A 14,853-nucleotide genomic window follows, 5' to 3' on the forward strand; every position below is an offset into this window, starting at 1 on the left:
CGGCGCATTGTCTCATAGTGCGTTTCGCCATCGAGGACACATCCCAAATTACAAGTCCACGGCGAGCTCGGTGCCTTGCTTGATGGCGCGCTTGGCGTCGAGCTCTGCCGCGACATCCGCCCCGCCAATGACATGCACGCGCGCGCCGGCTGCTTTCAGGCCCGCTTCGAGGGCACGCAACGGCTCTTGCCCGGTACACAGCACGACGTTGTCGACCGGCAGCACATGCGGCTGGCCGTCCAGCATCACATGCAGACCGTCGTCGTCGATGCGCTGGTACGTCACGCCCGGAATCATTTCCACGCCGCGATGCTTGAGCGACGTACGGTGAATCCAGCCGGTGGTCTTGCCCAGACCGTCGCCGACCTTGGACGTCTTGCGTTGCATGAGATAGACCTTGCGCGGCGACGCCTCAAGCTCAGGCGCGCGCAGGCCGCCCGCGTGGGCGTATGTCGGGTCGATGCCCCACTCGGCGTAGAACTTCTCCGGCACCAGTGTGGCGCTCTCGCCCGTTTGCGTGAGGAACTCCGCCACGTCGAAGCCTATGCCGCCCGCGCCGAGTACTGCCACCGTCTTGCCGACGGACGCGCCGCCACGCAGCACATCGATATAGCTGAGCACCTTCGGATGATCGACGCCGTCGATCTCGGGGGTACGCGGGACGACGCCAGTGGCGAGCACGATGTCGTCGAAACCGCCCGCGGCCAGCGAATCGACGCTCGCGCGGGTGTTCAGTTGCACCTTGACGCCGGTCGCTTCCAGCTCGTGGCGGAAGTAGCGCAGGGTCTCGTAGAACTCCTCTTTGCCGGGAATGCGTTTAGCCATATTGAATTGGCCGCCAATCTCGGTATCGGCTTCGATGAGCGTGACGTCGTGCCCCCGGCGGGCAGCCACGGTCGCGGCGGCAAGCCCCGCGGGGCCAGCACCGACCACGGCCACACGGCGCACGCGCCCGGCCGGTTCAATGCGCAGTTCCGTTTCGTGGCAGGCACGCGGGTTGACCAGACATGACGTGATCTTGCCGCTGAAGGTGTGATCGAGACACGCCTGATTACAGCCGATGCAAGTATTGATGGCATCGGCCTGCCCGGCGGCCGCCTTGTTGACGAATGCCGGGTCGGCGAGCAACGGGCGGGCCATCGACACCATGTCGGCCTCGCCTGCCGAGAGGATGCGCTCGGCCACGTCGGGCATGTTGATGCGATTTGTCGTGATCAGCGGAATGCCGACGTGGCCCTTGAGCTTGCCGGTCACCCAGGCGAAGGCGGCACGCGGCACGCTGGTAGCGATCGTCGGGATACGGGCTTCGTGCCAACCGATGCCGGTGTTGATGAGCGTCGCGCCTGCCGCTTCGACAGCCTTGGCCAGTCGCGCCACTTCGTCGAAGGTGGACCCGCCTTCGACCAGATCGAGCATCGAAAGACGGTAGATGATGATGAACTCGCGGCCCACGCGCTCGCGCACGCGACGCACGATCTCCACGGGGAAACGGATACGGTTCTCGTAGCTGCCGCCCCACTCGTCGGTGCGATGGTTGGTGCGTGCGGCGATGAACTCGTTGATCAGATACCCTTCCGAGCCCATGATCTCCACGCCGTCGTAGCCTGCGCGCTGCGCGAGTGCGGCGCAGTTGACGAAGTCGTCGATGGTGGCCTCGACGTCGGCGCTCGACAACTCGCGAGGTTTGGCGGGCGTAATCGGCGCTTGCAACGCGGTCGGCGCGACAAGGTCAGGGTGATAGGCGTAGCGGCCGAAATGCAGGATCTGCAAAGCGATCTTGCCGCCGGCGGCGTGCACGGCGTCGGTGACCACACGATGCTTATCCGATTCGTCTTCCGTGCTGAGTTTGGCACCTCCCGCATACGGACGGCCTGCATCGTTCGGCGCAATACCGCCGGTGACCATGAGCGCTACTCCGCCGCGTGCGCGTTCGGCGTAGAACTCTGCCATCCGGGCGAAACCGTTGCGCGCCTCTTCCAGCCCGACGTGCATGGAGCCCATCAGCACGCGGTTGCGCAAGGTGGTGAAGCCCAAATCCAGGGGTTGCATCAGGTGGGGATAGCCGCTCATCGCTGTCTCTCTCGCTTTTCGGCAGGTTTTGGGGGTGCATCCGGGAAGCATAGGACACGTCAGCGCGTGTCTTGGTTATGCAACCAGTTGCATAGTTTGATGGCGATTCTAAGGCGGCGGCGAGCACTATGCAACGGGTTGCATAGCTGGAATAGAGTGCCTACACTGCCGGGCATGCCGCTCGCCCACGCTTTGATGACCTCGTTACTGGAGAAATCTTCTTCGGGATACGACCTCGCCCGCCGGTTCGACAAGTCGATCGGTTTCTTCTGGCACGCCACGCATCAGCAGATTTACCGGGAACTCGCCCGTATGGAGGCGGCTGGGTGGATAGTGTCGAGTGCCGCACCCGATGGCGGGCGTACGCGCAAGCGGGTGTATCGGGTGGTAGATGGGGGGCGCGACGAATTGCTGGCGTGGGCGGCGACGCCGACCGAGCCGTCGGATTTGCGCGACGACCTGATGGTGCGCTTGCGCACCGATGCGGCCATGGGGCCGTTGGGCTTGCAGCCCGAGTTACGCCGCCGAGCGGCATTGCACGCACAGAAGCTCGCGGCTTATCGGGCCATCGAAGCCCGCGACTTCCCGGCGGGTGTCGAGCTTTCACGCGAGCGGGCATTACAGCGGCACATTCTCATGCTCGGGGTGAAGTACGAGCAAGGCTGGCTGGACTGGACGCGCGAGGCGTTGGCGTTGTTGGAGACGTGGGATGGTGTAGCTGTCTAACGACTTGTCCCGACAGACTTATCCCACCAGCTTGATGGCGGCGCGCATTTGCGAATTCTCGAAAGCCGGTGCGAAGGCGTTCAGATCCAGCGCCCCCATACCGACGCTAGGAAACGCAGCAATCTCACGCCAATTCCGCACCGCGCTCACGATCTCGGCCAAGATGCGAAGCGCCTCATCGGGCGACAGATGGAAAATGCTTGCCCGATCCATCGCCGCGTCAATCGCGTCAACCGGACCGTAGTCCTCGTCGAGCCAAAGCTTCAACTCCGGATCCTTGTCCGGAAACGGATTGATGTCGAACGCAGGAGACAAACGCCATTGGCCGTGGCCCGCGTGCAAAAAGCCGTGGTTCTGTACGTGATCGTCGACATTGGTAATCAGCAGACTAAAAACCATGCGGCGCCATAGCTCCGCCAGATCTTTCCGCGGTTCGACACCGTTCGCCAAAATGCACTCGGCGATTTGGCTGTAGGCGTAATCGCCGTCCCGCGATGCCTGAAGCATCGATCCCGCCGACAAATAAGGGATGCGACCGCCCGCCGCACGATCGAAACGCCGGATTAACGCAACCGGGATGTCTTCCGACATGACGATCCGGGCTTCAGCGACGGTTATCCCGGCAGCGCGGGCCAACTGCAACGCCAGCACCTCGCCGCGGGTCACGCTCCGGTCGTCCTCCACGCTAGGAAACTTGCCGATCGCCAAATGACCATCTTCATCAAGCACAGAACACTTCGGCCGCATGCCGCCTAACGACGTGCCTCTTCCCCGCAGATACCGCAAATCGGCTTCGGTCTCCTGATGCATTTCCACCGCGCGCGATGCCCCCATCAAATGCGCCAATTCGAGCAGCGGCGGCGTGGTGCGCTCGCCCTCCTGTGTAGCACGCAGGAAATTACCTTGAGCGTCGACGAGTCGCAGCGCGCCAATTCGGCTCGCATCATCGACACCCAGCAGGTAGTCAATTTCCGTGAGCTTCGCATTCGGCACATCACCGCCCGGATTTTCCGTTCGTAACGCACGCTGGCGACGCTTAGCATGGTCGCGGGCAATGACACGGCAACCCCAGCCATCTGGTTCGGTATCCGCGAAGGCGAAGTGAAAGACGGAGTCGTGCCGTGTGGGGGCTTTGCGGAATTGCGATTGCGCGACGAGAGGCAGGTCGGGCGACACCGCAAACCGGTCGCGCGTCGTCAACCAAACATCGTCGTAGGCGAAGTACGAGAATTCGCGGCGGCCATCGAGTTGATAGGTCAACTGCCCGAGGGGAATCGCCGACTGGCCCAGCGCGACACGCACGGAAGTTTGACTCACAGCGCCCCCGAGTCCGTTTTCACCCGTTTGACGCGCACGCGTTTCGGTACTTGTTCGTTCATGAGTCCCAATCCAATCTCGTCGTTGGCGGTGTCCAGCAGATGGCTCAGCTTGTCCACTTCACCCAGCACAAAAAAAGCCTGCGCGATAAGACCGATGGGAATTCGTGCGTCGCCGTGCTCCATGCGCCGCAATGTGGCCACCGACGTTTGAATGCGCTCCGCCATTGACGCTTGCGTCAGACGCCTACGGCGACGCGCCAGGGCAAGGTCGGCACCCAGTTTCGTCAGTGCCCGGTTGACGGGTGCAGGTGTGCTGCGAGACCTCTCGTCGCCACCAGCCTTACCGCTTACAGGAGAGCGATTATCGGCGTTTATGCGTTCCATATGAGCGGTTACGGTAAGTGAGGTTGTGCAGATTATGGGTTTGTCACTTGTCGCGCGTCAATCGCAAAATTCAATAACCGCTCACATATGACTTTTTATTTACAATAATCGCTTACATATGCACGGTTATTCAGTCGCATACTTGCACAGCACGTGCTCGGCCAGCGCTTTTTTGTGCCACAGCAACATCGGACGACACCCACCGCCGGGGATCTCCCTTTCGTCCCATTTTCTTGTCAACGGGTCGGCCTCATGGCGCGTTTACGTCTCAAGTCGGCGTCCCGCTTACCGGCGGAGCGTCACCGTTGTCGGCTTTGTATTCGCCTCACCCTACGGCATTCATGGTGTTTTCTTCCAAGCCCTCCAAGTTTTTCAGCGGCGTACGCGCCCTGGCGTCTATTTCGGCACTCGTTGTAGGTGGTTTCCACCTCTCGCCTGCTCTGGCCAGCACCGTCATCGTGCTCGACTCCGGCGCCGCCCAACTCTCATTGATCGATCAGGCCACCCATAAGGTCATCGGCACCATGCCCACGGGCAAAGAGCCGCACCACCTGATGATCACCCCCGATAAACGCTCGCTCATCGTCGCCAACTCGGTCTCGAACAGCCTCATGTTCCTCGACCCGTCGAGCGGCAAGCTCCAGCGTCAGGTCGCCGATATCGACGATCCGTACCAGCTCGGCTTCTCTCCCGACCGTAAATGGTTCGTGACCGCCGCCCTGCGGCTGGACCGGGTAGACCTCTATCACTACGACGGCGAGAACGTCACGGTCGCCAAGCGCATTCCGCTCGCCAAGACGCCCAGCCACATGACGTTCTCGTCCGACAGCAAGACGGTCTTCGTCACGCTGCAAGACTCGGGCGAACTCGTCGCCATCGATCTGCCTACGCAGACGGTCAAATGGCGCATGCCGGTCGGCAAGACGCCCGCCGGTCTGTGGATGACGCCGGGTGATAAATATCTGCTCGTCGGCATGACCGGTGAAGACGACGTGGCCGTGGTCGACTGGCGCACGCAAAAAGTCGTCAAGCGCATCCAGACCGGACGCGGCGCACACAACTTCCGCTCGCTCTCCGATGGCCGTCACATCGCCGTGAGTAATCGTGTCGAGAGCACCATCAGCATTCTCGATTACGAGTCGCTCACCAAAGTCGCCGACATCACCGGTCTGATGCCCGGCCCCGACGACATGGAACTTTCGGCAGACAAACGCTATCTTTGGGTTACGTTCCGCTTTGCCCGCCACGTCGGCGTGATCGATCTGACCACGCGCAAACTGGTCGACCGCATTGCCGTGAACCGTTCGCCGCACGGTATTTTCTTTGCCGATCGAGCCCCTGTTCTCTCGCCGAATCCGGACTGACGAGGCCACCCGATGATTCAGGAAGCCATCAATTTCGTCGACAGCGGCATCTCGGCCGTGCAGACGCTCATCTATGTCGATGTGATCCAGCCCCTGCTGTTTCACTTCAACTTGATGGGCTATGACGACGATATTTACGACGCGCTCTATTTCGTCCTCATCGGCGTGCTGCAAATCGGCGTGTCGTACGCGCTGCTGCGTCCGCTCGAAGCCCTACGCCCCGTGGAAAAGTGGCAAGACCGCCGTCAGGTGCGCGCCGACGTGATCTACACGTGGATCGCCAAGCTCGGCATTCTGAACCTGCTGTTCTTTGTGGTACTCCAGCCCGTCTTCAACGAGCTGCAAAGCCAGATGGTGATCCACGGCCTGCCGAGTATCGATCTCGACGGCCTGTACCCCGGCGTGACCGACCAGCCGCTCGCCTCGTTCCTGATCTACCTGATCGTGCTCGACTTCGCGGGTTACTGGTATCACCGCTGGCAGCACCGCTTCGGCGTCTGGTGGGAACTGCACGCCGTGCATCACAGCCAGCAACAGATGTCGCTGTGGTCGGACGACCGGAATCACTTCCTCGACGACGTGCTGCAAGCCGCATTCTTCGCGGGCATTGCACTCTTCATCGGCGTGCAACCGGCGCAGTACGTGGTACTGGTCGCGGTGAGCAACTTCCTGCAAAGCGTGCAGCACGTGAATGCTCGTCTGCCGTATGGCCGGGTGCTCGAGCGCCTGATCGTGAGCCCGACGTTCCACCGCCGCCATCACGCGATTGGCTACGGTCACGAAGGCACGCGTTACGGCTGCAACTTCGGCGTGCTGTTCCCGTGGTGGGACATGATGTTCCGCACCGCGTCGTGGGAGCGTGCCGTCGAACCGACCGGCATTCGCGACCAATTGCCTGCGCCGGAGGGCCGTTCGCGCCGCTACGGCATGGGCGTGATCGCTCAACAAGTGCGCGCCTTCGGCCGTATCGCCCGCCGCCTGGCACCGCGCCGCACGGCTGGCCGTACGACGGCATAACGCCGGATGACATTGAGCATTGCGCAGTAACACGATGTAACAGGGGGCCTGTCACTGGCCCCCTGCCCACCCGCCCCCTCTCCACCCCCTGATTTCCGTACGAATTCCCCTGTCATTACAGGCGTTTACGCGCGCCCGCGTCAGGCGTCAGAACGCCTACACAGGTAAGATGCCGTAACTTCCAGCGCCTGTTCGGCCCGCCAAAACGGGCACCCCCGTCGCTAGACTGCTAATCGTGGCAACCCGGGCTCTTTCCGGGTGCATGGGCGGCGCTCGGCGTCGCGCTGGAGGCAGATATGGAAGCAGCACCGGATACCGAATCGCAACCGCCCAAGAAGCGGCGTCGCACTGCACTATGGATTGCCCTCGTCATCCTCTTGCTCGTGGCATGGGTTGGCTGGCATCTCGCGCATCGCCCCAACACTAAACGTGCCGCGCAACCGCAAATCGTCTCTGTCGCACAGGCGGCCTATGGCGATATGCCCGTGACGCTCACGTCGCTTGGCACCGTCACCCCAGAAGCAACCGTCACGGTGCTGCCGCAGTTGAGCGGTTACCTCACGCAAGTGGGCTATCAGGAAGGTCAGGAAGTCACTAAGGGTCAGTTCCTCGCCCAGATCGACCCGCGTCAGTACGAGATCAGTAAGGAGCAGGCCCAAGCCCAACTTGCGAAGGACCGCGCCGCACTGGCCCAAGCGAAAGCCGACCTCGCGCGCTACACCCAGCTTCACCAGCAGAAGTCGATTGCCGAGCAAACGTTCGCCGATCAGCAGTTCCTCGTCGCGCAGGACGAAGCCGCCATCAAAGCCGACCTGGCCAGCATCGCCCAATACGAACTCGATCTGACCTACTGCCGCATCACTGCCCCGGTGGCAGGCCGCGTCGGTCTGCGCCTCGTCGACGCGGGCAACTACGTCACGGCCACCAGCACGACCGGCATCGCCGTCATCACCAGCATCAAGCCGACAACGGTCGAATTCACCGTCGCGCAAAATGCCTTGCCCGCCGTGATGAAGCAATTCCGCACCGGCAAGCCGCTCACCGTGACAGCCTTCTCCAGCGATAACAAAGAACAACTCGCCACCGGCCAGCTATACGCCGTGAGCAATCAGATGGCGACCTCCACGGGCACGGTCACGCTACGCGCACGGTTTGCCAACGACGACGAAGTGCTGTTTCCGCAGGAATTCGTCAACGTGACGCTGCTCGTCAACACGCTGGAGCATGTGGTGCTCGTACCGACGCCCGCGGTCCAGAGCGGCGCACCGGGTGAATTCGTCTACGTGGCCACGGCGAAGGACACGGCCTCGCTGCGCAAAGTCACGATCGGCCCGAGCGACGGCAAGCACACGGTCATTACCGCTGGCCTCAACGCCGGAGAAACGGTTGTGACCGACGGGATGGACCGCCTGAGTGACGGCGCGCATATCTCACTGCCGACCCCAGCCAGCGGTGCGGCAGCGGCTGGCGGCCCAGCACCGGCGTCGGGGGCTGGACAGCGTGGACAGCGCGGCGCCCACTCATGAATTTCTCCCGCATCTTCATCCTGCGCCCGGTCGCGACCTGGCTGCTGATGATCGCGCTCGTGCTCGTCGGCCTGGTGGCCGTGCGTGTGCTGCCCGTCTCATCGCTGCCCAGCGTCGATTACCCGACCATTCAGGTGCAGACGTTCTACCCGGGGGCCAGCCCCTCGGTGATGGCGACCACTGTCACCGCGCCGCTCGAAGTGCAGCTCGGCCAGATTCCCGGCTTGCAGCAGATGATCTCGTACAGCGCCGAGGGCTCGTCGGTCATCACCCTGCAATTCGATCTGGCGCTTAACCTCGACGTTGCCCAGCAAAACGTCCAGCAGGCCATCAACGCCGCGACCAGCCTGCTGCCTAGTGGCCTGCCCGCGCCGCCGACCTACGCCAAGGTGAACCCGGCTGACCAGCCGATCATGACGCTGGCCGTCACATCGAAGACGCTCTCGCTCACGCAGTTGCAAGATGCCGCCAACAACCGCCTCGCCGCGAAGATCTCGCAGGTAGCGGGTGTTGGCGTGGTGACGCTAGCCGGCGGCAACGTACCGGCCGTGCGCGTCGAAGCCGACCCGCAGAAGCTCGCCGCCTACGGCCTCAATCTCGACGACTTGCGCACGTTGCTCGCCAACGTCAACGTCAGCCAGCCGAAGGGCAACTTCGACGGCCCCGAGCTCGATTACACGCTCGATGCCAACGACCAGATTTCCGATCCGCAGGACTATCTCGACACCGTCATCGCGTACCAGAACGGGTCGCCCGTGTATCTGCGCGATGTCGCCCATGTCTCGAAAGCCGCCCAAGATGTCGAGCGCGGCGCGTGGTTCAACAAGACCCCGGCCATCGTGCTCAACGTGCAACGCCAGCCCGGCGCCAACGTGATCGCCACAGTCGACCAGATCAAGCGCGCGCTGCCGCAGCTCGAAGCCACGCTGCCCGCGGGTATGGAAGTGAGCGTCGTGTCCGACAGCACCGGCGTGATTCGCTCGTCGGTGAGCGACGCCGCCTTCGAACTCGTGCTCGCCGTGGTGCTCGTGGTCGCCGTGATTTTCGTGTTCCTGCGCAACGTCCCGGCAACGATCATCCCGAGTATTTCGGTGCCGGTCTCGCTGATCGCCACGCTCGCGGTGATGTACGAACTCGGCTACTCGATCGACAACCTCTCGCTCATGGCGTTGATTATCGCCACCGGGTTCGTGGTGGACGACTCCATCGTCATGATCGAGAACGTGGTGCGGTATCTCGAACAGGGCATGCCGCCACTGGAGGCGGCGCTAGCGGGTGCCGGACAGATCGGCTTCACGATCATGTCGCTGACCATTTCGCTCATCGCCGTGCTCATCCCGCTGCTCTTCATGGGCGGCGTCATCGGTCGGTTATTCGGCGAATTTGCCGTCACGCTGGCCGTCACGATCGTGATATCGGCCATCGTGTCGCTCACCGTCGTGCCCATGCTGTGCGCGCGTATTCTGCGCGCGCAGGAAGACCGCCACCCGAGCCGGTTCGAGCGGGTGAGCGAGCGGCTGTTCGACAAGACACTCGCCGCCTACGAGCGCGGCCTGCGCTGGGTGCTCGATCACCAGTTGCTCACGCTGATCGTGGCGCTCATTACCGTGGCCCTCACGGTGGTGTTGTACGTCGTGATTCCAAAGGGGCTTTTCCCGGTGCAGGACGTGGGCGTGCTGCAAGGCATTACGGTCGCCGACAACTCCGTGTCGTACTCGGCCATGGTCAAGCGTGAAACGGCGCTGGCCGAGGAAGTGCTGAAAGACCCGGACGTGACGTCGATCACGTCGTACGTGGGCATCGACGGCATCAACACCACGCTTAACAACGGGCGCTTCCTCATCAACCTGAAGCCGCGCGACGACCGCTCGGAGACCGCCGCCGAGATTGGCCGGCGTCTGCAACAGGCCACCGCCGGTGTGCCGGGTATCAAGCTCTACGTGCAACCGGCGCAGGACTTGACGCTCGACACCACGGTCTCGCCCAACCAGTACAAGTTCGTGCTGCGCGGCCCCGATCAGGCCACGCTCGCCAAGTACGTGCCGCCGCTCCTCGCGCGCATGAAGAAGATCACGTCGATCACCGACGTAGCGAGCGATCTGGACACCAGCGGCCTGTCGATTCAAGTGGAAGTGAACCGGCAATTGGCGGCGCGCTACGGCATCACGCCCGCGACCATCGACAACGCGCTGTACGACGCCCTCGGCCAGCGCATCGTCTCGACCATCTTCCAACAGTCGGCCCAATACCGCGTGATTCTGGTGGCGAAGCCCGACAGCCTGACGACCATCAATTCGCTGGGCACGATCTATCTGCCCAGCCAAACGAGCGCAAGCGGTCAGGTGCCGCTTTCGGCCATTGCCAACTTGAAGGTCATCAGCACGCCGCTCGCGATCAGTCACTTGCAGCAGTTCCCGGCGGTGACGGTGTCGTTCAATCTGGCGCGCGACGCCTCGTTGTCCAGTGCCGTGAAGGAGATTCGCGCCGCGCAACAGGCGGTGAATCTGCCGCCGTCGATTGCGTCGTCGTTCCAAGGCGCGGCGCAGGCCTTCGAAGACTCGCTCTCGAGCGAGGTCTATCTGCTGATCGCGGCACTCGTGGCGGTGTATATCGTGCTGGGCGTGCTTTACGAGAGCTTCATCCACCCGGTAACCATTCTCTCGACGTTGCCGTCGGCGGGCATTGGCGCGCTGCTGGCGTTGATGATGACCGGCAGCGATCTCGACGTGATCGGCATTATCGGGATCGTGTTGCTTATCGGTATCGTGAAGAAGAACGCCATCATGATGGTGGACTTCGCGCTCGACGCCGAGCGCAATCATCACAAGCCGCCGCGTGAGGCCATCTTCGAAGCCTCGCTGCTACGCTTCCGGCCGATTCTGATGACCACGCTCGCCGCCATGCTCGGCGCGTTGCCGATGTTGCTCGGCACGGGCACCGGCTCGGTGCTGCGCCGTCCGCTGGGTCTGGCGATCATCGGCGGGTTGATGCTCAGCCAGTTGCTCACGCTGTTCACCACGCCGGTCATCTATCTCTACTTCGACCGCATGGCCGAGCGCGTACGGGAACGCCGGGCCGCACGCCGTGCGAAACGCGGCGGCACACCGCCCCCGGAAACACCGAAGACGCCGGATGAACCCCCGGCCGGAGATGCGCCGTGAACATGTCGGCGCTCTTCATCAAGCGCCCGGTCGCCACCACGTTGCTGGCGATCGCGGTGCTGCTATCAGGCGTGCTGGCGTACCTGCGGCTGCCGGTGGCGCCGCTGCCGAACGTGTCGTTCCCCGTCATCGCCGTGCAGGCGAGCATGGCGGGTGCCAGCCCGGAAATCATGGCCTCGACCGTGGCCGAGCCACTGGAGCGGCGTCTGGGCACCATTGCCGACGTCACCGAACTCACGTCGACCAGTACCGTCGGCTCTGTCTCGATCCCGGTCGTCTTCGGCCTGAATCGCGACATCGAGGGCGCAGCGCGCGACGTCGAAGCCGCCATTCAGGCCGCCCGCGCCGACTTGCCGACCACCCTTCGCAGCAACCCGAGCTATCGCAAGTTCAACCCGGCCGACACGCCGGTCATGGTGATTGCGCTCACCTCGGCCACACTAACCACCGCGCAGCTCTACGATTCGGCCGACTCGATCATCCTGCAACAACTCTCGCAGGTCGATGGCGTCGGCCAGATCACCGTCGGCGGGGGCGCGCTGCCGTCGGTTCGCGTGGAACTGGAGCCGGGTAAGCTCAATAGCTACGGCATCGGGCTCGAAGACGTGCGCGCCGCCATTTCGGCGGCCAACGCCAACAGCGCCAAGGGACATCTGGACCAAGGCGACCAGCGCTTCGAAGTCACGTCGAACGACCAGATCAGCAAGGCGGCGGGCTATCGCGACCTGGTGGTGGCCTACCGCAACGGCGCGCCCGTCATGCTCCATGACGTGGCACTCGTGCGGGATAGCAACGAGAACATCCGTAACGCTGGGCTGTTCAACAACAAGCCGTCGGTACTCGTGATCGTCTATCCGTCGCCGGGGAGCAACGTGGTCAAGACGGTCGGACAAATTCGCAAGATTCTGCCGCTGGTCGAAGCCACCCTGCCCAGCGACATCAAGGTCAATGTGGCGCTCGACCGCTCGGTTTCGGTGGAGGCATCCCTCAAGGACACCGAGCGCACGCTGATGCTCGCGGTGCTGCTGGTGATCGGGGTGGTGTTCGTGTTCCTACGTTCGCCGCGCTCGACGCTGATTCCGGCTGTCGTCCTGCCGCTATCGATCATCGGCACGTTCGGCCCGATGTACCTGCTTGGCTACAGCCTCGACAACCTGTCGCTCATGGCGTTGACGATCGGCACCGGCTTCGTCGTGGACGACGCCGTCGTCGTGATGGAAAACATCGTGCGCCATCTGGAATTGGGCGTGCCACCGAAGGAAGCCGCGTTGCAAGGGTCGGCGGAAGTCGGCTTTACGGTGCTGTCGATGAGCTTGTCGCTGATCGCCGTGTTCCTGCCGATTTTGCTGATGCCGGGCATCGTCGGGCTGCTGTTCCACGAGTTCGCCGTCACGCTCTCGATCGCCATCCTGCTCTCGCTGGTGATCTCGCTTACGGTCACGCCGACGCTTTGCGCCTACGTGCTCACGCGAGAATCGGCGACTTCAGAGGCACGTTGGTCCGTGTGGGTCGGCCGCCAATTCGATCGCTTCCGCGACGCTTATTCGCGCTCGCTGACCGCCGTGCTCGATCATGCCGGGCTGGTCGGGCTGGTGATGATTGCGCTGCTGGTCGGCAACGTGTTCCTGTTCCGGCTGTTGCCCGCGACGTTCTTCCCCGAGCAGGACACGGGCATCTTGATTGGTCAAATCATGGCCGATCAGAGCATTTCGTTCCCGGCCATGCGCAAGAAGCTCGAACAGTTGCAGACCATCGTGCAGACCGACCCGGCCGTGGCCTCGGTGGCGGGCTTCACGGGCGGGCGCTCGCTCAATTCGGCGACCGTGTTCGTGCAACTCAAGCCGCTGGCGGAGCGCCACCTCTCGGCCGATGCCGTCGTGAACCGGCTGCGCCCGAAGCTCAACGCCGTCTCCGGTGCGCGGCTGTTCCTGCAAGCGCAACAGGATTTGCGGGTCGGTGGACGTCAGTCGGCAGCCGAATACCAATACACGCTGACGAGCGACGACGCCGATGCTCTCTATAAGTGGGTGCCGAAACTCGTAACCGAGCTGGGCAAGCATCGCGCAACGATGCTCGACGTCAATACCGACCTGCAACAGAACGGCTTGCAGATGTACGTCGAGATGCATCGCGCCACCGCAGCGCGCTTCAATCTGCAACCGAATCAGATCGACAACGTGCTCTACGACGCCTTCGGGCAGCGCACCGTTTCGACCATCTACAACCCGATCAATCAGTACTTCGTGGTGATGGAAGTCGCCCCGCAGTATTGGCAGTACCCGAATTCGCTCGACCAGATTTATCTGAGCACGGCTGCGGGCAATGCCAGCGGTACGGCGCAAACGCAGATGTCTGGCAAGACTGTGAGCGGTGTTTCGACAAAGACGACGGCATCGGGCACCAATCCGCTCAACGCCAATGCGGTAGCCAACCAGCAAAACAACGCCATTGCGAACAGCCGGGGCGGCAACTCCAGCGGCAGTGCAGACAGCACCGCCGCTGAGACCATGGTGCCGCTCTCGGCGCTCGCCAGCTTCTACCCCCGGCACACGGCCACGCAGGTGAACCACCAGGGCGGCATGGTCGCGGCGACGGTCTCGTTCAACCTGCCTGCGGGCGGGTCGCTGAGTCAGGCGCAAGTCGCCATCGACGACGCCGCGCGAGCCATCGGCATGCCCGCGTCGATTCACGGCGCGTTCGCAGGTGCCGCGCAGGCGTTCTCGCAATCGATGGGCACCGTGCCGTTGTTGATTCTCGCAGCGCTGGGCGTGGTGTACATCGTGCTGGGCGTGCTGTACGAAAACACCATCCATCCGCTGACCATCCTCTCGACGCTGCCGTCGGCCGGTATCGGCGCGACGCTCGCGTTGCTGATCTTCGGCACGCCGTTCTCGGTGATCGCCATGATCGGCATGATTCTGCTCATCGGTATCGTCAAGAAGAACGGGATCATGATGGTCGATGTGGCGATTCAATTGCAGCGTAATCAAGGCATGGACGCGAAGCGCGCCATCCACGAAGCGGCGGTTGTGCGGCTGCGCCCGATCATGATGACGACGGCTGCGGCCGTGTTGGGTGCAGTGCCGCTGGCCATCGCCTTGGGGCAAGGCGCGTCGTTGCGGCAACCGCTGGGGGTGACGGTCATGGGCGGGCTGTTGCTTAGCCAGATCTTCACGCTTTACACGACGCCCGTCATTTATCTGTATCTCGACCGGCTGCGCGAGCGTGTCGCGCGCTGGTCGAAACGCCTGCCCTGGAACCGTCGCCAGAGCACGGAGGCTTGACC

The 14,853-nt window shown here is 62.9% G+C and carries 9 protein-coding genes; 6 read left to right on the top strand and 3 right to left on the bottom strand.

Going from position 1 to position 14,853, the window contains the following annotated elements; all coding sequences use genetic code 11:
- Positions 1-48: 48 nt before the first annotated feature.
- Positions 49-2,070 carry an NADPH-dependent 2,4-dienoyl-CoA reductase gene (locus tag ACPWR9_RS11810; RefSeq protein WP_426296763.1) on the bottom strand — a complete coding sequence of 674 codons (2,022 nt, stop codon included), beginning with the start codon at positions 2,068-2,070 and terminating at the stop codon, positions 49-51.
- 174 nt (positions 2,071-2,244) lie between these two features.
- Between ACPWR9_RS11810 and ACPWR9_RS11815 the strand changes: the two genes are divergently transcribed.
- Positions 2,245-2,796 carry a PadR family transcriptional regulator gene (locus tag ACPWR9_RS11815; RefSeq protein WP_426297939.1) on the top strand — a complete coding sequence of 184 codons (552 nt, stop codon included), beginning with the start codon at positions 2,245-2,247 and terminating at the stop codon, positions 2,794-2,796.
- An 18-nt stretch (positions 2,797-2,814) separates the two neighbouring features.
- Here the strand turns inward: ACPWR9_RS11815 and ACPWR9_RS11820 are convergent, their stop codons facing one another.
- Entirely contained in the window at positions 2,815-4,113 is a 1,299-nt protein-coding gene (locus ACPWR9_RS11820; protein WP_426296762.1) for a type II toxin-antitoxin system HipA family toxin, read from the bottom strand.
- The gene (locus tag ACPWR9_RS11825; protein WP_426296761.1) at positions 4,110-4,499 is read right to left on the bottom strand and encodes a helix-turn-helix domain-containing protein; all 390 of its coding nucleotides are present in this window, start codon (positions 4,497-4,499) and stop codon (positions 4,110-4,112) included. Before ACPWR9_RS11825 ends, ACPWR9_RS11820 begins: the two co-directional genes overlap by 4 nt.
- 341 nt (positions 4,500-4,840) lie before the next feature.
- Between ACPWR9_RS11825 and ACPWR9_RS11830 the strand changes: the two genes are divergently transcribed.
- From ACPWR9_RS11830 to ACPWR9_RS11850, 5 genes are all read left to right on the top strand, one after another.
- Positions 4,841-5,863 (top strand): beta-propeller fold lactonase family protein, encoded by a 1,023-nt coding sequence (locus ACPWR9_RS11830; protein ID WP_426296760.1) that lies wholly within the window; start codon positions 4,841-4,843, stop codon positions 5,861-5,863.
- Between the two features lie 12 nt (positions 5,864-5,875).
- The gene (locus ACPWR9_RS11835; RefSeq protein ID WP_426296759.1) at positions 5,876-6,880 is read left to right on the top strand and encodes a sterol desaturase family protein; all 1,005 of its coding nucleotides are present in this window, start codon (positions 5,876-5,878) and stop codon (positions 6,878-6,880) included.
- Between the two features lie 296 nt (positions 6,881-7,176).
- Positions 7,177-8,406, top strand: a complete 1,230-nt coding sequence (locus ACPWR9_RS11840; protein ID WP_426296758.1) for an efflux RND transporter periplasmic adaptor subunit — start codon at positions 7,177-7,179, stop codon at positions 8,404-8,406.
- Positions 8,403-11,567 (top strand): efflux RND transporter permease subunit, encoded by a 3,165-nt coding sequence (locus tag ACPWR9_RS11845; protein ID WP_426296757.1) that lies wholly within the window; start codon positions 8,403-8,405, stop codon positions 11,565-11,567. Before ACPWR9_RS11840 ends, ACPWR9_RS11845 begins: the two co-directional genes overlap by 4 nt.
- Entirely contained in the window at positions 11,564-14,851 is a 3,288-nt protein-coding gene (locus tag ACPWR9_RS11850; protein WP_426296756.1) for an efflux RND transporter permease subunit, read from the top strand. The genes ACPWR9_RS11845 and ACPWR9_RS11850 overlap by 4 nt, the downstream gene beginning before the upstream one ends.
- The last annotated feature ends 2 nt before the right edge of the window (positions 14,852-14,853 follow it).

This window comes from Pandoraea pneumonica, from assembly GCF_049918595.1.
Taxonomy (GTDB): Bacteria; Pseudomonadota; Gammaproteobacteria; order Burkholderiales; family Burkholderiaceae; genus Pandoraea; species Pandoraea pneumonica_A.

Bases quoted from the DNA above. Each gene is read 5' to 3' on its own strand.
- ACPWR9_RS11810 (WP_426296763.1), bottom strand. From the start codon at position 2,070: ATGAGCGGCTATCCCCACCTGATGCAACCCCTGGATTTGGGCTTCACC.
- ACPWR9_RS11815 (WP_426297939.1), top strand. From the start codon at position 2,245: ATGCCGCTCGCCCACGCTTTGATGACCTCGTTACTGGAGAAATCTTCT.
- ACPWR9_RS11825 (WP_426296761.1), bottom strand. From the start codon at position 4,499: ATGGAACGCATAAACGCCGATAATCGCTCTCCTGTAAGCGGTAAGGCT.
- ACPWR9_RS11830 (WP_426296760.1), top strand. From the start codon at position 4,841: ATGGTGTTTTCTTCCAAGCCCTCCAAGTTTTTCAGCGGCGTACGCGCC.
- ACPWR9_RS11835 (WP_426296759.1), top strand. From the start codon at position 5,876: ATGATTCAGGAAGCCATCAATTTCGTCGACAGCGGCATCTCGGCCGTG.
- ACPWR9_RS11840 (WP_426296758.1), top strand. From the start codon at position 7,177: ATGGAAGCAGCACCGGATACCGAATCGCAACCGCCCAAGAAGCGGCGT.
- ACPWR9_RS11845 (WP_426296757.1), top strand. From the start codon at position 8,403: ATGAATTTCTCCCGCATCTTCATCCTGCGCCCGGTCGCGACCTGGCTG.